Raw genomic sequence first — 21,174 nt, 5'->3', positions numbered from 1 at the left:
ATTATTAATGCTATATATAGCAATAGCATTACATTTTTTTTCGACTTTTCACACAGGCTGGGGAGGTTGGGAACGAGTTTAAGAATATCTTCAATCCACAGGCTCATCCGCGTTCTATTCCGATTTTTTATTAGAGGCCAAAGAAAAAATTTTAAAACTATATTCCAACTTCCTTCGTCTTACTTTCAGAATGAACCCGGGACAACAAGAACACATGGAAGACGCAAAACTGGTACAGGATTTTCGTGGTGGAAATCACCAGGCTTTTAACAAGCTGGTGGCGCGATGGCAAGATCGCATCCATCATTTTGCGTACCGATTTTTTGCGAGTTCAGATGATGCCGCCGAGATCACTCAAAAAACCTTCATCAAAGCCTATCACAAATTAGATACGCTTGATGATGTGGAAAAATTTGGGTCGTGGCTGTACACCATCGCCAATAACCTTTGTCTCGATGAATTGAAACGGGTGGGACGAAAACGAGCTACTTCTTACGAAGCACTCAAAACCGCCCCGCAAACTGAAACCACTACTTCTGCAGATGATAAAGTTTTGCGCAATGAAGGACTCGTGCTCTTGCATAAGGCACTCCTTCAGTTACCTGTAGAACAACGGGTTGTGGTGATTATGAAAGAATATGAAGGACTGAAATTCAGGGAAATAGCTGAAATTTTAGACGAACCCGAAAACACAGTAAAGTCAAGACTGTATTACGGGTTGAGCGCTCTCAAAAAGACGTTCGACTCATGGAATATCAACAAAGAGGTGTTTGATTATGAATAAAGAAACTGCCCGATCGCTCTTCATGGATTATCTGTATGATGAACTGGAGCAAGATCAACGAAAAGAATTAGAACAGTTTTTAGCTGAACATCCCGATCTTCAAAATGAACTGGAAGAACTTGGTGAGGTACGAAGTATGCTTGAGCATCTGCCGGTTCAAGATCCTGCCGAACAGCTGGTGATGATGGAGCCGGAACAATCCGGATTTCAGGATTGGTGGAATGAGCTCATTGGGAGCCTTATCCCCAAAAATGGTTTTGCCAGGGCCGGTTTTGCTGTGGCTTCACTCCTAATATTATTTGTGGTGATGGGAGCTTTCACAAAATTGAATATTTCAGTTGATGACAATGGCTTTGAGCTTGCATTTGGAGATAAACAGGAAGTCTTACAGCAGGGAGTTACGGCCCAACAGGTTGATTATTTGCTGCAGCAAATGAAAGAAGAAAATGCCCTGATGGTGGCCGATGCGGTCCAGCAGGTTCAGCAAGCACAGGATGAGAAGTTAGAACAGAGCCTCATCAACTTTGCAGATTACATTGAGGAGCAACGAATAAATGATTTACAGATGATCAGCTCCGGCATTAACAATATGGAAGAAGTGTATTACGACCGATTCAGGCAAACCGACCAGGTATTAGGCGATCTCATACAAACGGTAAGCACCAGAAATTAACTTTACAGGAACACATTATGAAAACATTAGCCAACAATAACACCGTCATTGCGAAGGGTTCGGCGACCTTTGGGAGCAAACCCTGTGGCAATCTTTATAAATCAAATTCTGAGCCCTATCAGGGAGATCGCTTCGTCGATTACTTTGAAAACTCGAATCTGAACCCCGAGTCTCCTCGCGATGACGGTTGGGGATTACTTTCCAGATTTATTCTAATTGGGTTGATAACGCTTTTACTGTCTTCCCTTTCTTTCGCCCAAGATTTTGATACCAGCCGGATGAACCGGGATATCAAGATTATGGAGAATGTTTTAGGTGAGCTTTTTAAAATAGAATCAGAATCAAAAAAACAGAAATCGGATGCACCCGGTGAAGTTAGAATCAGAAGTATTTCTAATAACTTTGCAGTAAGCTCATTGGGAAGCCGGGGTAACCAGGTTTCCGGAAATTATATTCCGGGATATGGAATCATTTTCAAAGTTCCATATTTACTTTCAACAAACATATCCAGTATTTCAGTAGTAAAAAATGAGGGAGAACAAAGTATCTCATTTTACTACGACTCTGATGAAAACTCAGGCGATAACCAAGTTACAGAAGAAACAGTGGTTCAGCGAATCACGAATTTCTTAAAAGACTATGCTCCAACCATCGGACAGCTTGCGGATGATGAACAAGTGACCATTGTGTACGGTGAGAAAAAAGACAGTTCACCCACCGTTCGGATCTTTAATCTCTCCGGAGAAAAGGAAGAAGAAACAGAGATTGATCCTATCCCCGTAATTACGGTTTCAGCAAAAGCCAGTGATTTAACTTCATTACGGAGTGGAAGATTGTCATCAGATAATTTCGAAGACCGACTTTTAATCTCCAAAAAAGATGGTAATGAGAAAGAGCGCTTAGACTTAGAGGTGATGGCCAACATCCTGGAAACGGCTTTTGAGGATGGAGACGAAACAGGATTCCACCTGGTAAATTCCAATTCGCTATCCTATGTAACAATTGATGGATTTGGCGTTCACTACACCCTTGACATGCACCGTGGTCATGGGCTGCAAACTTTACCATTTGGAACTATCACTAGTTTTGGACAATCAGGCTCTGCTGAAGCTGAGGAATCTGCTCAAAAGATTCGGGAAGCCAGAGAAAAGCGCGACAACGAGATGAAGTTCGAATACCAGAACCTAACTGAGCAGATGAAAACATATCTGGTTGATTATGGAAGAACACTGAATTCTTTGAATAACGAACAGTTTATCATTGTCTCCGTGAATATTACAGATTATCGGGATATAGTACCGGCTCAGGTTAATTTTCAACTTCAAAAATCGGTTCTTCAGCAACTCGATCGCGGACAAATTTCTCGTGATGATGCCATAAATGCTGTAACTATTACCGAATATTAAAGTGTAATAAGTATCCTATCGAATTAGCTGTCTCGGGAGTGGGTTGAATTTTCATCGATCCATCTTTCGGGGCGGCTATTTTTTTAGTGCGATGGTGTTTGAGTGTTACGGTGTTATGGTTTCACAGAGAAAACCATAACACCGTAATACTTTCGCACTTTAACACCCTCCCCTCGTCCAAGCGTCTCGCTTGGACGAATATGTACAATCGCTTTATTCCTCAATTCAACACCGCACAAGTGAGACGCCTTGCGCTAGTGCCATGAATGAATATATTTTACAGACTGAATGAGCATTCTTTCCTTAGAGCCTTATCCAGCATTTCTTCGTATTCCTCCGCTTCGATTTCAGTACACCCGAATTGGGCAAGATGATCAGTATAGAATTGGGTATCCCAAAGCAGGAATCCATTTTTTTGGAGGATATGATGACAGTAATAGAGTGCCACTTTATCCGCCCATTTTTCTTTTTTGAACATACTCTCCCCGAAAAAAGCGGCTTTCAATTTCACCCCATACAAGCCACCTACTAATTTCCCATCCCGGTAACTTTCTACACTGCATGCATTACCATGTTGGTTCAGTACATCATAAGAATTGATGATCAGGTCGTTGATCCAAGTAGAATCACGATTGGCGCATTGTGTTACTACTTCCCGGAAATTGTGATTCACCTTTACTTCAAACCTTTCTTGCCGAATAATTCGGGCTAAATTATCTGAGGTGTGAAACTTTCCAATGGGGATGATGCCCCGTTTTCGGGCGGTGTACCAATCAACATCATCAGCATCTTTGCTTTCGGCCATAGGGAAGATGCCTTGAGCATAGGCTTCGAGCAGTTTTTCGGGTGGGATGATGCGCATTAATCTTTACAAATTTATTTAGACTTGTCATCCTGAGCGCCTATAAATTCTATCAGGAATTAAAACGTTAACGCGAAGGATCTCAAGTCAAGATTTATTTACCAAGTAGTATCAAGTTTGAGACTCTTCGCGGTCAGCCTGTAAATTCTATTTCAACATTTTAAGCGCTCAGAGTGACAACTTCTTATTCATGTATTGATCTAAAATTCACAATAAAGCAACCCACCACTTCCAATCGGTGAACCGGGAGGTGGAGCCGGTGCATCCTCAACTTCAAATTCTTCCGGGTTTTCCAGGAACTGATCGATCAAATGAACGCCGTATTTGCTGTCGGCATCGTCGTTTATATTCAGCGATAGCTTAATTCTTAAATTGGTGATCTTATCATGAACAATCGCTTTGGTAACCGGGTTGGCACTATTATCGACGGCCAATTCCATCATGTTTTTCAGGACCACGTGTTTTACAACGCGGTGGATGGAGCCTAAATATCCATCGGGAGATTCTGTGCCCCAGCTTGCTTCGATTAGTTCATCGAGTACTGTTTCGAGACTTAGGTTATTATCCCGAGAACCATATTCTACCAATCGGTTTGCCCGATCGGGATTTAATATAAGGCTCACCGGAATGTCCGCGGCTGTTTCTGCAATGCCAAGGGCATCCAAATCCGGACCGGTATTCCCGTTAAACAGTTCGCGTGAATATCCCAAAGCGGAAGGCCGGGGAGGAATGAGATCCAATAGATTTTCAGGTACCGCTAAAGTTCGCGGCTCGATAGCTTTCAGCATTTCATTCAGGGCTTTTTCCTGTGTGGCTCTGTCCACTATTTGTGGTCCGGGTAGATTATCGCCTTTCAAGTTGTAGCTGTAATCCAAGCCACCGATCAGTTTCACGGTTCCTTCCAGCTGATATCGGTGGAAGAAATACATGGGAACAAGCGCATCTTCTAATTCTGCCATCGCCTGACCTTGTTTCAGATTGGCCGTTCCAAAATTCTCCATGGCTGTTTCTCTTATATCCAAAATCTTGGAAAGTTGTGATGAAGGATCAGCACCAAAATCCCATAAGTGAGCATCGGGATGGGCTCCGCTTTGGGGGCGGGCATCGGCATCAGATATATATTTGAGTCCCGAGTCGTAGGCTTCTTCCAGAATATTGTTGAGCGCTTCTTCTTCATTAGTTCCTTCCGGGAAATCCTGGTATCCATAGGCTACTGCCACTTTATCCCATTCCCCAATTCCCACATCATAGGGATTCGACAGGTCGATCTCTCCATTTACTAATTCCGGTTGGGGATGCGGGTAATCCATCACTGAAGCATCATCCGTGGTACTTGCCGCGAAATTATGGGCGATTCCCAAAGTGTGACCAATTTCATGCGCAGAAAGCTGCCGAATTCGAGCCAAGGCCATTTCCTGCATAGTAGTATTGGTTTGATTATCTCCATAAGGGGCTAGTAATCCAACAGCAATCAGGTAATCCTGACGGACGCGTAATGAACCAAGTGAAACATGTCCTTTTATGATTTCCCCGGTACGCGGATCAGTGACTGACGACCCATACGACCAGCCACGGGTTGAGCGATGTATCCATTGAATGACATTGTACCGAACATCCAGTGGGTGGGCATCCTCAGGGAGTACTTTTACGATAAAGGCATCTTTATAACCGGCAGCCTCAAAAGCCTGATTCCACCAACGTGCACCATCTAAAAGGGCACTTCGGACCGGTTCAGGTGTTCCGTTATCCAAATAATAAACGATCGGTTCAACCGGCTCGCTCATTTCAGCTTCCGGATTTTTCTTCTCAAGACGGTGACGTGATATGAAGCGTTTAGTTAGTGATTGATCAATGGGGGTGCCGTAATCCTGATAAGAAATACCAAAAAATCCTGAACGAGGATCCATCTTTCTTTTTTCATATCCATCGTCCGGCAATTCAACAAAGGAGTGATGTTGGCGAACGGTAAGCGCCTCCGGGCTTGGTACCACGGAACGAACATATCCTCCGGCTCCGCTTCCGCTAAAAGTAAGTGTAGCCTCAAATTCTGTGTTCTTGGGGAAGTTCATGGTTCCTTCTTTATAAAGTGCAGAACGGCTTTTATCTAAGCTGAATGAGCCTTGCCCCATTCCTCTTAGGCGATCGGCAACCCCGTGGGCATCCCGCAATAGAAAATCAGTGAGATTGATGAGAACCTTTCCGTCCTCTTCTGCAGCAACTTCAAATCCTGCAATTATGGACTTCGCAAAAGCTTCCCGAACCGATTTCTTTTCAAGTTCATTATCAGTTTCAGCTCGGTAATCATAATTAGGTTGAACCATGAGAATCTTTGGACCGCGCCGCTCAAAATAGACTACGCGAGTACCTCCCAGCTGCCCACGATCCAGGCCAATATCATTAGAACCAACACCGGCAGTCAGTGAATTCACATAAATGAATTCCGTATCCAGTTTGTCGATTTCAAGCCAAAGCTGATCTTTGGCTTCATCATAGTAATAATCGAAATAACCTTCGGTTTTAGTGAGTCCTTCGGTTTTTTCAGAGATTGTTGGGGTTTGAGCCATGGCCTGAAAAGAGACAAAAGCCATCAGCAAAAAAAGTATCGCTCGCTTCATAATTTGGAAATTAAGAGTTGGATGAAGAATTAATTTGTAGAATATGCGAAAGATGCAGGGATAAGAAAAGCCCTATCCTAATCTCTTACCAAAACATAGCATAAAGTGCGGCAGTGATTATTAAAATCACATAAGCACCGATATTAAAAGCCGGTCCGGTTTTGAACATTTTTGCCGTAGTATGGATGGCTTTAGGATCATCATCCTCTGGATTGGTTGTGAGGCTTACTCCCGCTATAATCACAATGGTCATAATAAATGTGTAGTACATTTGAGTAAGGAAGGGTAGTTGCAACGAAGGAATTTTTAGTAAAAGGGCTATGACAGTAGACGCTAACACTCCGTAAATAGCTCCCTTGGTGGTGGTTTTTTTCCAGAAGAGCCCCATGATAAATACGGCTAAAATACCGGGACTTACCACGCCGGTATATTCTTGTATAAACTGAAATACTTGTGGGACATCTTCAAGCATAGGGGCAATGAGAACAGCAGTTACTAAAGCCACGGCGGCAGTAATCCGCCCCATATTCACGGTTTGTTTATCGGTGGCATTTTTGTTGAAATACTGACGATAAATATCCATAGTAAAAATCGTAGCCACAGAATTCAGCATAGATGCGAGTGAAGAAACGATGGCTGCGGCAAGTGCTGCAACCACAAGTCCTTTGAATCCGGGAGTTAGAAATACGCTGATGAGCCACGGATAGGCATTATCATATTCAATGCTGCCATCGGGATTGGTAAATACATCTAAAACTCCGGGAATATGAGCCGTACCTTCCGGCTGTGTGTAAAGCACATACACAATGATGCCGGGAATGACCACGATTAGTGGGATCAATAGTTTTAAAAACGCAGCAAAAATAATCCCTTTTTGTGACTCCCTTAATGATTTAGCAGCCAGTGTACGCTGTATGATATACTGGTTGAATCCCCAGTAATAGAGATTAGCTACCCAAAGTCCGCCAATTAAAACGGCAATACCGGGTAAGTTATCGAACTCAGGATTTGATTGGTCCAGGATCATATTGAATTTATCACCGGCGGTTTCATATAGATGAACCATTCCATTTAGAATTCCCCCTTCAGGAGTGAGGTTGTAGAGTGCAGCAAAGGTGGTGACAAATCCACCGAGAATCAGGAGCCCAACCTGAAGTACATCGGTCCATGCTACGGCAGATAATCCCCCATACAAAGAATAGGCGGCTGCAATAAGAGCAAGGCCTAATAAGGCGTAAATAACGAGACTGCCATCACCCGTTCCCATAATAGTATCGAGGGCTTTGGCTCCTAAAAACATGATGGTGGTCAGGTTTACAAAAACGAACAATGCGATCCAAAAAACAGCGAGAATAGTTTTGAGGGTGGTGTTATACCGATGTTCAATAAACTCCGGAATGGTATATAATTCTTTTTCAATGAAGATAGGCAACAGATACTTTCCCACAATGATCAGAGTGATGGCAGCCATCCATTCATAGGAGGCAATGGCAAGCCCAACCGCAAATCCTGAACCCGACATTCCTATAATTTGCTCTGCGGAGATATTGGCGGCAATTAAAGAAGCACCGATTGCCCACCAGGGAAGTGATTTTCCGGCTAAAAAATAATCTTCCGCATTTTTTTGATGCCCTTCTTTATCTCTGGAAACCCATAAACCAATGCCAATGATTAATAAACAGTAGCCGGTAAAAACTGCAATATCAATTCCAGTCATGTTCTTTAAAAAGGCTTAAATGAGTGGTAAACACACATAAGGTAATTTTCTGATCGTACAGATGCTTAAAAAATTTATCTAACGTGTTTACCGGTTAGAAAATGGCTTGAAACAATCTCTGAGTACAGTAACCTCGAAGCGTCCGAAGGACCTGCGAACGTTACGGGAAAAAAAGCTAAAAAGGCGAACGCTGTCCCGGTTTCGTGAGACGATCGCAGGTTCTCTGGTCTATACTTCCAACCGGTAAACGCATTTTATCTAATAAGGAGGGCTTCGCAAAATCGTAGAAATGGTATTATAAATTAGATTGTTTCAAATTCTTATATTTTATAGTAAATATTAATTATTTTATACGTGTGTTGGGTAATCAACCCTTGATTAGATTAAACAAGTAATTATATAAAATATTGGGAAAATGGATATTAAATTCGTAAAAAGGTCTAATGTAAAATCATCGAAAAAGAGGACTTCAAAATTTAAGCCTTTGTTGGAGGCTATTGAAAAGCTGAAGCCGGGTGGACAGGCTGTTGAGGTTGGATATAACAATGAAAAAAATATCAATTCAATGCGGACCGCGGTTTATCAGTTCGGTAAAAAGAATGGCTTTAAGGTAAGAAGCCGGAGAGATGCAGATAATAAGAAGATCTATTTCTACAGAGACAAATAAAGAGATTGGCTTTTACCTCTCGGGTAAAGACTCATCTTCGACGTCTGCCCACTCAAGGTATTTTTGCCTGACTTCTTGAATATGCTCATCCAGCGTTTCTTTTTTCCAATTGGAGGTGTCAATGGGTGGGTGGATATGTGCGTTAATGGTTCCGCTTTTTGAAAGAAGGGAACTTTCCAGGCTCAGTTCCATATTACCGTCAAAGTAAATTGGGACAATTGGGAAGCCTAAGTCGATGGCCATATGGAATGCTCCCTTCTTAAACGGTCCAATAATGCCGGGATGCTTACGCGACCCTTCCGGTGCTACCATTATGGAAAGTTTGTCTCGCCTAAGTCGATCATAGGTATTTTGTAGTTTCGAAATAGCTTTTTTGCTTTTCTTACGTTGAATGAATACTTGTCCTGTTAGATGACCTACGATAAAAAAGAGGGGATTGTATTGTAGCTCCCATTTAGCCACAAAACGAATGTGTGGGAGTCCAAGGGCAATCATAGTTAATAAATCTAATGTGGAACTATGATTGATCGTGTAGATAACGGGCGGTTCAACCGGCTCACCGTGCTGTATTACGTTGAATTTAATACCCAGCGTCCATAAGACAGGATAAGCGATGATGGGGCCAAAATTTTCAACAATGAAATTAGTGGCTTTACCAAAGCTAAGAATCAATAGAATGGCAATGATGGGAGTACAAATGGCAAACATCAAAAAGAAAACCATTATAGCCAGGAAGCTGCGTAAATATTCAACCGGTGTAAGTGATGATGCCATGCAGATCTTTTTGATGGAGAATATAGGGTAAGCGCAGGTAGACTTAAAATAAGAAATGGCAAGACATACTAATTCTCTATAGTTTTGCGAAGGTCAAATTTTAAGAAATGAAAACAAAATCCAATTTAGAAATTCAGCTTGAACCATTTAACCCGGTTTGGTGGGCGTGGAACACCCATGTTCATACCATTGTGGCATCTCAATTTACTCCTGTTCAAAAACCTGATTGCCGGCGCGTCGAAATTCCTACTCCGGACAACGACTTTCTGGAAGTAGATGTATGTATGGCAGAGGAAGAAAAGCCGATGGTAGCACTTTTTCATGGCTTGGAGGGATCAACGAGTCGCCACTATATTGCAAACTTGATGAGCGAATTGAAGGAAGCAGGGTTTTCCTCAGCAGCACTGAATTTCAGGGGGTGTGGCAGCAAGATGAATCGGCGCCCCCGGTTTTATCACTCGGGAGAAACAGAGGATTATCGCACTTTTTTAAGGTGGATTAAGCAGACCTATCCCAATAAAAAAATATATGCGGTTGGATATTCATTGGGTGCGAATGCATTGGTGAAATATTTAGGGGAAGAAGGTAGTGAAAGCTTGGTTGACCGTGCTGTGGCAGTATCTCCACCTTATGATCTGAAGGAAGGATCTATTAGAATGCAGCAGGGACTTAATAAAATTTATGAAATACGGTTCTTGAAGACCTTGGTGGAAAAGCTGGAACTTAAGCGAGAGAAATATCCTGATATGCCAACATTCAAAGGCCGCACTATTTATGAATTTGATGATCAGGTGACTGCCAAATTGCACAATTTTGAAGGAGCCGATGATTATTACCACCAATGTTCAAGCAAGCATTTTTATGGGGATGTAGAAACTGATTTGTTGGTAATCCACAGCAAAGAAGACACTCTTTGTCCTATTGAATTTGCGCCAATTGAGGTGATGAAAAACAATCCACATATCCGGACTATTTTTACTGAAGAAGGAGGACATGTGGGGTTTTTGAGCAGTAAACCCGGCTGGCTGTACCGTGTTATGTTAAAGTGGTTTAGAGCTTAACAAAAATGATATACCATCTGAGCTGAAACTGCTTTTTGTTATTCTTTATACTCTTTGAATTCGCCTGCTCTTAAACGTTTGAAATAATCTTTAGATGCCGCTCGTACTTTAGGTGATAGCAACAAGGCTGAAATCATCGTAGGAACAGCCATAAGTGCAAACATTCCGTCTATCAAGTTGATGACGGCATCCAATGAAGCGACGGCTCCAAATACAATAGAGAACACGTAGAAGTAATTGTAGAGATGTTGCTTATCTGCACCTAATAAAAAGCCAAGGCATTTAGATCCATAGTAAGAATAAGACAGCATTGAGCTTACGCTAAAGGTGAACACGGAAATCATCAACAGATACGTTCCAAAAGTTGGGAGGGCCTCATTAAAAGCATTCAGAGTTAGAGTTACTCCATTGGCTTCGGTTGTTTGCCATACGCCGGTTACCAAAATAGCGAGAGCGGTCATAGTACAAACAATCAGGGTGTCGATAGCCGGCTCCATCATGGCAACCAATCCTTCGCGAACGGGTTCTTTGGTTTTAGAGGCCCCGTGTGCCAGCGACTCGGTTCCAATTCCAGCCTCATTCGAGAAAGCAGCTCGTTGTATCCCGATGATGATTAACTGTCCAACGGCACCACCCATCACAGCTTTTCCGGTGAAGGCATCCGTTACAATCAGTCCTAAGTAATAGGGAACATCCCCGATATGAACTATCAAAATGAATACAACAGATACAAAATAAATCACAACCATTACAGGTACGAGCTTGGATGCTACTTTACCGATCTTGGTAATTCCTCCAAAAATAACCAGTGAAACCAATCCAACGAGTGCAATCCCGGTCAGTAAGTTTCCGGTGAAAGCAGCATCGGCTTCAACCCAGCCGTTTGGGATGTAAATAAAATCTCTTAAAATTTGTACCAATTGGTTCGTCTGGAAGATTGGCAAGGGACCAAATAAACCGGCCATTGCAAAAAGATACGCGAGGGGCATCCATTTTTTGTTGAGACCTTCACGAATTACGTACATCGGTCCTCCCTGAATTTTACCGGCGCTGTCTTCACCCCGATACATTATGGAAAGTGTACAAGTGAAAAACTTGGTAGCCATACCAAAAATAGCGCTCATCCACATCCAGAAAAGGGCACCGGGACCGCCCATAAAAATAGCCACGGCCACCCCACTGATATTCCCCATGCCTACTGTTGAAGCAAGAGCTGTGGACAGGGCTTCAAAGTGATTGATGTCGCCGGGATCATCCGGGTTGTCATATTTTCCGCGTACCAAATCTATGGCATGGAAAAAGAAGCGAAAGGGCGTGAAACCCGAGGAGATAACGAAAAAGAGTCCACCCCCAACTAACAAAATTACGAGCGGGTAGCCCCACATAAAGGAGGAAAATGCGGCGAGATAGCTTTCGAGAAGTTCCAGAGTATTATGCATTAATTATAATTAAGCATAGAAACTAACCAACGGAAAGCTAATTATCTAATGCGCGCAGAAAAAAGATGAAATCAGTAGCCGGAGGAGTGACACCCTGAGCCCTTAGAAGCTGAGCTATTTGTGCCCGGTGATGTTGCCCGTGAATGGTAAGGTGAAACAAAATTTCTTCAACGATATTACTGAATTCTTTGCCTTTTGAATTCCTGTAATTCACCACTTCATCTTCTCGAGTAATTAATCCCTTTAGCTTTTCGGGATTTTCATTCAGCATCTGTTCAATTTCAGAAACCGGCAGGTCCGGCCAAATTTTATTCGGCAGAGGATCTCCTGTAATACGATTGATCCAAATGTTTTGTGCAGCTAATAGGTGAGAAAGGAGTTTGTGGATTTTGGGATCACGTATTTGTTGATTGGGGGAAATGGATGCTTTAAAAATTTTTGTATTTGCCCACTGATCATACTCTATAAGCTGTGCTAAATCCATTATCCAATCCCGTAAAATTTTGAAATCCCGTTAATGATGAATTGAACTCCGATAGCTAACACTATAAAACCCATCATCCTTGTAATGACCGACATGCCTGCACTGCCAATGTATTTCACTAATTTTGGGGATACTCGCAGAATCAAATAGGCCAGCAAAGCTGTAACAAAAACAGCCGCTCCACTTACAATGTAATCCGTTACTCCCTGAGCCTCAGAACCAAAACCAATCACTACCGCTATACTTCCGGGTCCTGAAAGCAGCGGCATGGCAAGTGGACTGAAGGAAACGTCTTCCTTTTCCTTTGCTGCTTCCTGATCTTTCTTGGTGAGTTTACGTCCCCCGTTTTGCGGACTTAGCATAGAGAATCCGGCACGCACAATTACCAGTCCGCCCGCAATTTGAATTCCCGGTAAGCTGATTCCAAAAAAGCTGAGAATATACGTACCGATCAAAAGGAAAATGATGAGCACAAAAAACATATAAGTTCCGGCTTTTCGGGCCGTACGAATTTTTTCCGCATCGCTATGACCTTCCATTAATGAAATGTAGATAGGCATGGCTGCAAAAGGATTCACTACCGAAAATAGAGATGAAAAACTTGCCGCGAATAACCCAAGCGCACTCATAAATACCGTTGAAAAAGGGATAATGTCATTAAAAAATTCTTCCATAGTGTCACAAAGATACGGAGCTTTTTTTGAATGTAAAGAAGATGTTTTTGCATTCAACAAAGCTTAACTTTGCTGAAATTATTATTCAATTTATTTTGCCGTTAAAAATATTTATGAGCACAGTTAAAACCACATTCGATCAAATTATTTCCAAAACGGAATCCATCTTAAAAAAAGATATATCACGCGATGAAAAGTTATTCTTCATTTGTGAATTGCTGGCAGATAAAATAGATACCTTTGATTGGGTTGGGTTTTATTTTGCTGACCCTGATGGGAAAGAAGAACTAATTTTGGGGCCCTATGTAGGAGAACCTACCGATCATACTCGTATTCCGTTTGGTAAAGGTATCTGTGGACAGGTTGCAGAAAGTCACGAAACGTTTATCTCTCAAAATGTGCACGAAGAGGACAACTACATCGCCTGCAGTGTAGATGTGCAATCTGAAATCGTAGTGCCTATTATGAAGGGTGAAAAGTTTGTAGCTCAAATCGATATTGATTCTAACACGCGACACTCAATCACTAAAGAACAGCGCGAACTATTGGAAAAAGTGGCGAGTATGGTGGAAAGTGAGTTTTAGAAATTCCCCAACGGGTTTTATTTGTTTGATTCCAGACTCACCTGAACAGGAAGCATATCAACAGCAGTGGTTACATTTGAGCTATAGGTGTAATTGTGGTCCAATAAAGCTTGCCGGCATTCTTTCATAACCTGAGATTTTACTTCTGCAAGTTCCGGCTGTTGCTCAAAAGTGTTTATCCAGAAATAAGCAGTAAGTTCTACATAGCTTGGTGTAAAACCGGAAATATGAACTTCAGCCTTTGGTTTCTTAAGTACAAATTGGTTATCCATGATGGTATTGAGCATTAACTCTCGGGCAGCTTGTGGATCATCTCCAAAATCAATCCCGATAGTAAATTCCCCACGTCTTAGCCCGTCACGAGTATAGTTAAAAAGCGGGTTTTTATAGATAGTAGCACTGGGAATAAAAATGTCACAACCGTTAGCCGTTCGGATGTGAACTTCACGAATCTCAATTCGCTGTACGATTCCCCGAATATCATTGCTTTCAATTAAATCTCCGACATCAAAAGAACGACTGAATGAAAGAAAAAAGCCGGCCAAAAGATTTTCACCAATCTCGCGAAAGGCAAATCCGAGAATCACAGCCATCATACCACCGGCTGCTAAAAAGCTGTAGGCTACATCGGTAAGACCGACTAAATTCAAGGCAATGATCAACCCAATTAAATTGAAAGCCCACTTTATGAGTCTTTTTATCAACCGCGTTTGTTTGACCGCCTTCGAGCGCTGGGAGTTTAATATTTTACTGGCGCCGCTACTCACAAACTTTCCGATGATGACGAAAACAACTAAAGCCGCTACAGCAGCTACTATCTGTGGAGTAGCATCAAGAAGGTACTGAATTTGGGCTTCGAAGGTTTCTCGCATTAGTTATTCACTCGGGGTATAAGTTAAATCAGAAACATGAAGATTGATGCTGTGGTTTACCCGAAGTCCGTACATGCCATCGGTGTCGTAGCTGGATGCCGGCAAAGAAGCTACTTCCGTGCCATTGATATGAAAGGTAATATCGGAACCGGATACCACGGTGCGCACGACATTTCTAACAGAAGAGTCATCCATACCATCTTCATAGACGTTGATCACATCACTCGCCGTCCATCCTTGTAAAGTTTCGGTTTCGGAACCTATCCTTTCCTTAATCAAATATTCTCCGGTGTTGCGCAGCAAGAAGTAGAGATAGGATTGATTTTCATTATCCAGATTCTTACCTCCCAGAAATATTCCATAAGCTTCCCTGTTTCGCTCACCCGGATCGAAAAAGTGGAGTTCAGAGGTAATTTCAAAGTTACCTTCAGCAGTGTTAGCAGGGTGATAATAGATGCCGGCAGGTCCGGTTGAAATATGCCAACCGGGCGTCATGTTAACAAAGTAGATGTCGGCAGAATCAGGGTTCGAGCCAATAAGAACTTCTTCCATTTCACGGTCTAAGCGGACTTCCCATCCCTCAGGTACTTCAAGATTTTCACCTTGTGGTACATTTGGGTCGGGCCGGTTTTGTGCCATAGCCAGCGAAGAACATATCAGCATTAAAATCAGTGTTTGTAAAGCAGTTTTCATTTTTAGACCCCATTAGAATTAGATTTATGGTTGTCAGATTATACAATAAATGAAGGAGAGGTGAAATTATAACCAATCCACAATATTCTCTTTCTTTTCAACTTCCACATATTTTTCAAATATCTCGTGGAGACTGGCATCCTTCTGGAGCTCTTTTCGGCTTACTGAATCGAGATAGGCTTTTATTTTTCCGTGGTGCAAGATGGCGATGTCATCACAGAGATTTTCAACCACTTCCAGGATGTGGCTGGTTATGATAATGGTGACTCCCTTTTCTTTTAGTCGCCTAATCACGCTTTTCATCCGTTCTATGGAAATGACATCGACCGATTCAAATGGCTCATCCAACAGCAATAGTTTTGGTTGAATCAATACGGCGGTGACAAAGGCCAGTTTTTTTCGGCTCCCGGAGGAGAGTTTATTCACTTTTATTTTGGCAAAATCCTTGATGTCAAAATAATCCATCAGGGAATATGCCTTCTCGATGAGGCCGTCTTCTTCAATTTCGTAGATCTCACAAATGTATTCTATGAACTCGATGCTGCTGAATTGCTCAAATAATAACGGGGGTTGAAGTATCGCAGCGGTAACTCGCTTGATAGCTAACTCATTATCAGAATTCAGGGGCATATCATGAATACGGATATCGCCCTCTTTAAAGCTGAGGAGTCCTGTTAAAACCCCGATAAGCGTACTTTTGCCCGCACCGTTTGGCCCTATCAAGCCGAAGATAGTACCCTTTGGAATTTGAAGATCCAGGTTTTTCAGGACGGCTTCATCCTCATAGCATTTCACAAGATTCTTTATTTCTACAGCTCGTTCCATAATTTCATTAATACACGATTTTTAAAAAGATTCACTAACACATCCATTTGTCGCCACAGGTAAATGCCCATAATCACAATAACCGTACTCATAATGGTGAGCCGGTACCATTCCAAACCATTTAAAGGGACAAACACCAGGTAGCCCAGCGAAAATATGAGGAATGAGATGGCAAAAGTCACCTTCTGCGGGATTATAGGGTGTTTATAACTAAAAGACGAATAGGTTGCCTTCTGATACTGAAAATAGGAACTCCAAATGAAGAGCAGCATGAACATCAGGAAGAAAAAGGTATTGGCGACAAAAATTTCAATTGGCCGCCCAATTTCGGGAATCACCAACAGCTCAAAAACGGTGATCAAATAAAACACTAATAAAGGTAATACAATCACGCCCAAAAACCGTTCTTTTAATTGTTTCTCAAGTTTGATGGGCATTTGCAGGTGTAGTAAAAATTCCCGGTTTTCATACCCGTACATATTGGCCATGCCCATAGCGAGAAGTGCCACCGGTATGCCCGCAAGAATGGTGGGAATTAAAATGGTTTGGGCGATTTCATAGTTTACATTCAGCAACAGCGGAACATACACCACCGGAATTACGGCAAGAGTTAATACCTGCAAGCGGTTGTACGGATGCTTCATCACATAGAAATAATATTTACCGGCATTACGACCCAGAATTTTTCTCAATACTATCCACAACTTGCTGCTTTCCTCTTCGGCTTTGCGTAATCCGGGATTGAGCAACCCTGCTTTGGTTTTGTTGAAATGATCGAGGACCAAAAGTCCCACTAAAATGGAGGTAAAAGTGAAGATGATGGCAGCATTCGTCAAGCCGTAATCAATGGTAACGGTTTGAATAAGAATACCGCCCGGCAGCCAAGAGAAAACCAAATTAATGGTTTCAATTTTGGGAATGAATTCAGCAATGATTTGCCCGGAGTTTGAGGTCAGCAGAGAAATAAACTGGAACAGCCCAAAGATGAGAAAAAGAAATCCAATTACGACGGCTATAAACCGCTTTTCAACTACGCGGATAAATCGGCTTTTAATGGAATAAATTAGCACATAATTAAGGGCAACTGCAGCAATAGCCACCGGAATTTGATAAGCGTGCTGAATTTGAATAAGCAAGAATACCAGCCAGGTAAAGTTGTAGATGATATTCACCGGGTGACAAAAAACGATGACGGTCAAATATTTAGCAAGTCGTTTTAGGGGGAAGCCAAAACCGAGTAATTTTCGGTTTTCCTCTATGTTCATCAGCCGCATATTGGTAAAAGAGAAGTGCATCACCCAATACACATTACCGAAAACCAACAATATAAAGCTGTAGATTTCGGGGGTGAGCCAGGGCAGCTGAAGCTGCATCCAGGGATCGCTATCCATAAGGACTACGACAATGGCGGTTCCAACTAAATTCACCAGCATAATCCCCAGAAATAGAATGTACCCAATCGTCAGCAACAGCTGAAAGCGATTCAGGTTGGAGATAAAAATCCGCCAGTTTAAGGAAAGAAGCCGGTAAAACAAGACATCCTGCGATTAATTAATGGTACCAAAATGGTTTACCATTATAACAGAAATGAAAGGTTTTATCTATTCGAAAAGTTCAGGTAATGTGTTGGGCTAAAAGTGGGGTATCCATAAAAAGACCTGTCAGGTTTTTAAAACCTGACAGGTCTGTACTATTCAATGAAAAGAATAATAAAGGTTAGTTTTCTACTAACTGCAGCAAATCTTCGGGCACATCGATATCCATCCGCAAGACTTGAGAAGCATGGGTTTTGCCCTGGGCATCCAGTTTGAGGGAAACGGTTCCGCCGCCGCCGAGGCTTTCATTCAGGATGAAATTCAGTGCTCCGATATTAGGGAGTTCGTAGCGCTCAACCTCGCCTTTGCACACGTGCTTCATGTGCTCTTTTACACGACCGGGAGTAAGTTCTTTTTCCAGGAAAGGATAGATTTCAGGGTGACGCGCAATGATTCCTACATTACTTCCATTTCCCTTATCGCCACTGCGACCGTGTGCTATTTTCAACAATTTTACCGTAGGCATGATGAACTTTATTTAAGCTGAATTTTTCCAAAGATAACGGGATTTAATTTCACTTCACAATGGAAAGCAATGTTATCGGATCGCGGATGAAGTGGATTGAACGGATGGTCGCATATAAACAAGTTCTCGTCTGACCACTGAACAGGACAAAAAAGCCAACTTCAAATTCGAAGTGGTCTGACGAATGTTTGGGCGTAGAGATATAAAAAAGCATCCGCCCTCACTCCTTGTCGGTGGGAAGGCTGCTACCATCATTTCATGTAAAAGTCCACAGCTTGAAAGCAATCAAAACTCCATTTTCAATTTATTTTATTTTTTTTTGTAACAAAGCTTACATGAGTCCCTCTTGTAGAAAATTATTACTATAACCTATACTTTGGGGAGTTCAATGAAACTATTACTTTCTATTCTATTCGTGGGCAGCGTCCTTTTAATCACCGGTTGTTCTGATCAGTCGATGAATACTTCCCCGCCTGAACAGCTATTGACCGCAGAAGGCCAAAGCGTGGTACCCGGAGCTGAAAACCTGCCTGTTTGGTCGGCCCCCGGCGCTGACTCCAAACAAAAACAGGATGGCCGGTTTTCGGTTCACAAAAAACAATATGAGCAATTGATGGCGGTCATCAACGAATTCAGTGACAGCCAGGAACGCCCCTATGTGGCCTTGCTGAGTGACCGCAAGGGCAACGGGAATACTTTTACCTACCGGTATGCTACCATTAATCCGGGAGAGGAATCGGTGCAAAAGGCCAACGGGGAGTACCTGTTGTACGTGCGCTGGTTCGTTGATCCCGGTCCCCGGAAAGTGTACCGGATGCTGGCCGTTAAAGTACCTAACACGGAGAGAGACCTTCAGCTGGTTAAGCAGTGGGGACAACAGCTGAATAGCCCGGTGGTAAAAGGAAAATCAACTTCCACAGAATGCAGCCAACAAATTGAAGAAGAGATGGAATGTATTGGCGAGGATTGTTTTATAGCTGCAGAATTTGATGTCTGTGCTCCGGCCTATGAAATTGATGAAACCGATGACGAAGATGAGTTTTGGGATGGAGGCGGGCAATGCCCGGTAGAATACGGCTGTGACGGTGCTCCCATAACCGATGGCGGTGGAAGTGGTGGCGGATCTACCACCGAGTGTGCTTTGGACGGGTATGTAAAAAATGATGATGGGGTTTGTGTGTTGGAAGACCCCTGTGAAGGGGAAGATCCTCCGGCTTACTGTGAAAACCCATGTAATACTGGTGATGCTATTCTCGATTCCTTAGAAACACAACAAACCATGGAAGATGTATGGGAAGAATCATACGGCACGAATGACAATCCTTTAGATGACAATGATCGAAATGAAGCGGTCTATTATATTATGGAATTGGATAACTCTTATGTTTTCGAACCGGTTTCTTTACAGAGTGTGGATAACCCGGTAAGTTCATGCCATTTTCGTGGTTCTTATTCAACTTCAAAAATTCAAAATTCTGTAGGCTTACTTCACACTCATCCATATAAACATAATGAAGAAATAAATGATCAAAGATGTTTAGATTATAATGATTGGGATATAGAAGAAAAAGATGGATACCCTAAATACAATGCATTAGATGTAAGTAGTGGTGATCAAAATGTTGTACAGGGAATTAGCTTAAAAAATATGTTTTGGATAAAACTGATATACGGATTATTCAACCACAAAATCCCAACCAGTATAGTGAAACAATTGGTCGATGTGGATATTAGTTATTTCGAAATTAAATTGATAATAAGTAACAATAAGAAAATGAAATCATATATAAATACTACCATAATTATAAGCAGTGTTCTTTTTGCTTTTTTAGCATTTCAAACGAATGGTCATACCTACACGGTTACCACTAAAGGTAGCTGCCCTGCCTTTGAAGTTGAAACTAAAAAAACCCTTACACGTTTTTTTGAATCTGACTCTGAATCATTTCATGAGAATCGGTTAGAAATGGGTATTGATGGGCTATCAGTTGATGAATTTACTCCCTTAGTGACAAAACAGGATTCCACTGTTTGCCAAAAGTTGAACAAGAAAACATCATCATCGCATGATTTTCTGACCACCTACTATAAATCTGCTGATTTATTGGTTGTTGTCAAAGCTTTAAAGCCGCCTGTTAAATCGAAGAATAGAGAGCATGTATACATAAGCACCGGCTATAGTACAATTTCTTTTTATGATCGAGACTTTCAATTAATAAGCACCGTGCGCCTATAATAGTTTTAACTTCGCTCTCGTCTGACCACTGAACAGGACTAAAAAGCCAACTTCAAATTCGAAAAAGCAAACGGGTAGATTTGTCTATATTAGCTTTTCAAGGATGAGGCTGAGCCTCAGATTAGGCTTTGGAAAACCGGAGAGAATATGAACTGCTCATCTTGATTCCGAATATGTAGGGCTCTCTAATGCAGGTATCAAATAATATGATTCGAAATAACAAAATAATCCTCATCGTTTGCATTTTACTCGGCAGTACTGGATTCATTCTATTAAGCTATAAATACCTAGGCAATCCAAAATTAGTTCTTATAAATGTTGGTTCTGTGGATATAGATTCAATTAACGTCAAGGTGACCGGTAATACCTACTTCTTAGAAAAGTTAGAAAGAGGAGAACAAAGGACAATAAGAATTGACCCGAAAGCAGATTCACATATTTCCATAACTACAGAAAATGAGAAGCATGTACTCACAATCGATACCTACCTGGATCAGGGAAGTACCGGCGGTTCCATAAAAGCTGAAATCACAACAGATAGTGTAATTTCATTTATCCACCGGCGAGGGTTATTGTAGTTGTCGGCTTCCCAAAACCTGCTCCGCAGATAGTAACTGAGGTATACTGCTCCGTGGCACAGTTATTTTGGACCCGGTGGTCCAAGAGTACACCCCCAACCGGGTGGTTGGGAGTGAGGTAAAGATCAATAATCGAGACTTATATAATTCACGCCTGCTGACAGCTGAT

20 protein-coding genes are annotated in these 21,174 nt (G+C 42.0%); 8 read left to right on the top strand and 12 right to left on the bottom strand.

Annotation, left to right across the window (positions count from 1 at the left end; all coding sequences use genetic code 11):
• The first annotated feature begins 214 nt into the window (after window positions 1-214).
• The 3 genes from RI561_RS09950 to RI561_RS09940 are packed head-to-tail and all read left to right on the top strand — an operon-like array spanning window position 215 to window position 2,863.
• Window positions 215-784 (top strand): RNA polymerase sigma factor, encoded by a 570-nt coding sequence (locus RI561_RS09950; protein WP_395080085.1) that lies wholly within the window; start codon window positions 215-217, stop codon window positions 782-784.
• Window positions 777-1,457 (top strand): anti-sigma factor family protein, encoded by a 681-nt coding sequence (locus tag RI561_RS09945; protein ID WP_395080084.1) that lies wholly within the window; start codon window positions 777-779, stop codon window positions 1,455-1,457. The genes RI561_RS09950 and RI561_RS09945 overlap by 8 nt, the downstream gene beginning before the upstream one ends.
• 17 nt (window positions 1,458-1,474) lie before the next feature.
• Entirely contained in the window at window positions 1,475-2,863 is a 1,389-nt protein-coding gene (locus tag RI561_RS09940; RefSeq protein ID WP_395080083.1) for a hypothetical protein, read from the top strand.
• 277 nt (window positions 2,864-3,140) lie between these two features.
• On the opposite strand, the gene aat is transcribed toward RI561_RS09940, so the two are convergent.
• From aat to RI561_RS09925, 3 genes are all read right to left on the bottom strand, one after another.
• On the bottom strand, window positions 3,141-3,725 hold the full coding sequence (aat, locus tag RI561_RS09935; protein WP_395080082.1) for a leucyl/phenylalanyl-tRNA--protein transferase: 585 nt from the start codon (window positions 3,723-3,725) through the stop codon (window positions 3,141-3,143).
• A gap of 200 nt (window positions 3,726-3,925) precedes the next feature.
• Window positions 3,926-6,340, bottom strand: a complete 2,415-nt coding sequence (locus RI561_RS09930; RefSeq protein ID WP_395080081.1) for a zinc-dependent metalloprotease — start codon at window positions 6,338-6,340, stop codon at window positions 3,926-3,928.
• Between the two features lie 85 nt (window positions 6,341-6,425).
• The gene (locus RI561_RS09925) at window positions 6,426-8,057 is read right to left on the bottom strand and encodes a sodium/sugar symporter (RefSeq protein ID WP_395080080.1); all 1,632 of its coding nucleotides are present in this window, start codon (window positions 8,055-8,057) and stop codon (window positions 6,426-6,428) included.
• A gap of 415 nt (window positions 8,058-8,472) precedes the next feature.
• Between RI561_RS09925 and RI561_RS09920 the strand changes: the two genes are divergently transcribed.
• Window positions 8,473-8,724 carry a hypothetical protein gene (locus RI561_RS09920; protein ID WP_395080079.1) on the top strand — a complete coding sequence of 84 codons (252 nt, stop codon included), beginning with the start codon at window positions 8,473-8,475 and terminating at the stop codon, window positions 8,722-8,724.
• Between the two features lie 12 nt (window positions 8,725-8,736).
• Here RI561_RS09920 and RI561_RS09915 read toward each other — a convergent pair whose 3' ends face one another.
• Complete coding sequence (locus RI561_RS09915) at window positions 8,737-9,498, bottom strand: lysophospholipid acyltransferase family protein (RefSeq protein ID WP_395080078.1); 762 nt, start codon at window positions 9,496-9,498, stop codon at window positions 8,737-8,739.
• Between the two features lie 107 nt (window positions 9,499-9,605).
• On the opposite strand from RI561_RS09915, the gene RI561_RS09910 reads away from it, so the two are divergent.
• Window positions 9,606-10,559, top strand: coding sequence for a YheT family hydrolase (locus tag RI561_RS09910; protein ID WP_395080077.1), 954 nt, complete (start codon window positions 9,606-9,608; stop codon window positions 10,557-10,559).
• A gap of 38 nt (window positions 10,560-10,597) precedes the next feature.
• Here RI561_RS09910 and RI561_RS09905 read toward each other — a convergent pair whose 3' ends face one another.
• From RI561_RS09905 to RI561_RS09895, 3 genes are read right to left on the bottom strand one after another with little or no spacing between them, the layout of a single operon-like run.
• Entirely contained in the window at window positions 10,598-11,998 is a 1,401-nt protein-coding gene (locus RI561_RS09905; protein ID WP_395080076.1) for an alanine/glycine:cation symporter family protein, read from the bottom strand.
• 37 nt (window positions 11,999-12,035) lie between these two features.
• Window positions 12,036-12,482: a DinB family protein gene (locus RI561_RS09900; protein WP_395080075.1), complete on the bottom strand. Its 447-nt coding sequence runs from the start codon at window positions 12,480-12,482 to the stop codon at window positions 12,036-12,038.
• Window positions 12,482-13,156: a MarC family NAAT transporter gene (locus tag RI561_RS09895; RefSeq protein ID WP_395080074.1), complete on the bottom strand. Its 675-nt coding sequence runs from the start codon at window positions 13,154-13,156 to the stop codon at window positions 12,482-12,484. The genes RI561_RS09900 and RI561_RS09895 overlap by 1 nt, the downstream gene beginning before the upstream one ends.
• Before the next feature lie 113 nt (window positions 13,157-13,269).
• Here RI561_RS09895 and RI561_RS09890 point away from each other — a divergent pair, with 113 nt between their 5' ends.
• Window positions 13,270-13,740 (top strand): GAF domain-containing protein, encoded by a 471-nt coding sequence (locus RI561_RS09890; protein WP_395080073.1) that lies wholly within the window; start codon window positions 13,270-13,272, stop codon window positions 13,738-13,740.
• 17 nt (window positions 13,741-13,757) lie between these two features.
• Here the strand turns inward: RI561_RS09890 and RI561_RS09885 are convergent, their stop codons facing one another.
• From RI561_RS09885 to RI561_RS09865, 5 genes are all read right to left on the bottom strand, one after another.
• Window positions 13,758-14,612, bottom strand: a complete 855-nt coding sequence (locus RI561_RS09885) for a mechanosensitive ion channel family protein (RefSeq protein ID WP_395080072.1) — start codon at window positions 14,610-14,612, stop codon at window positions 13,758-13,760.
• A 3-nt stretch (window positions 14,613-14,615) separates the two neighbouring features.
• Window positions 14,616-15,305 carry a hypothetical protein gene (locus RI561_RS09880; protein ID WP_395080071.1) on the bottom strand — a complete coding sequence of 230 codons (690 nt, stop codon included), beginning with the start codon at window positions 15,303-15,305 and terminating at the stop codon, window positions 14,616-14,618.
• 66 nt (window positions 15,306-15,371) lie between these two features.
• Window positions 15,372-16,130 carry an ABC transporter ATP-binding protein gene (locus RI561_RS09875; RefSeq protein WP_395080070.1) on the bottom strand — a complete coding sequence of 253 codons (759 nt, stop codon included), beginning with the start codon at window positions 16,128-16,130 and terminating at the stop codon, window positions 15,372-15,374.
• Entirely contained in the window at window positions 16,115-17,665 is a 1,551-nt protein-coding gene (locus RI561_RS09870; protein ID WP_395080069.1) for a hypothetical protein, read from the bottom strand. Before RI561_RS09870 ends, RI561_RS09875 begins: the two co-directional genes overlap by 16 nt.
• A 181-nt stretch (window positions 17,666-17,846) precedes the next feature.
• Complete coding sequence (locus RI561_RS09865; protein WP_395080068.1) at window positions 17,847-18,191, bottom strand: hypothetical protein; 345 nt, start codon at window positions 18,189-18,191, stop codon at window positions 17,847-17,849.
• A 388-nt stretch (window positions 18,192-18,579) separates the two neighbouring features.
• Between RI561_RS09865 and RI561_RS09860 the strand changes: the two genes are divergently transcribed.
• On the top strand, window positions 18,580-20,427 hold the full coding sequence (locus tag RI561_RS09860; protein ID WP_395080067.1) for a hypothetical protein: 1,848 nt from the start codon (window positions 18,580-18,582) through the stop codon (window positions 20,425-20,427).
• Window positions 20,428-20,753: 326 nt separating this feature from the next.
• Entirely contained in the window at window positions 20,754-21,005 is a 252-nt protein-coding gene (locus RI561_RS09855; RefSeq protein WP_395080066.1) for a hypothetical protein, read from the top strand.
• Window positions 21,006-21,174: the final 169 nt, after the last annotated feature.

Source organism: Gracilimonas sp. (assembly GCF_031581265.1).
Lineage (GTDB): Bacteria > Bacteroidota > Rhodothermia > Balneolales > Balneolaceae > Gracilimonas.
This window is presented reverse-complemented; position numbering and strand designations above follow the sequence as displayed.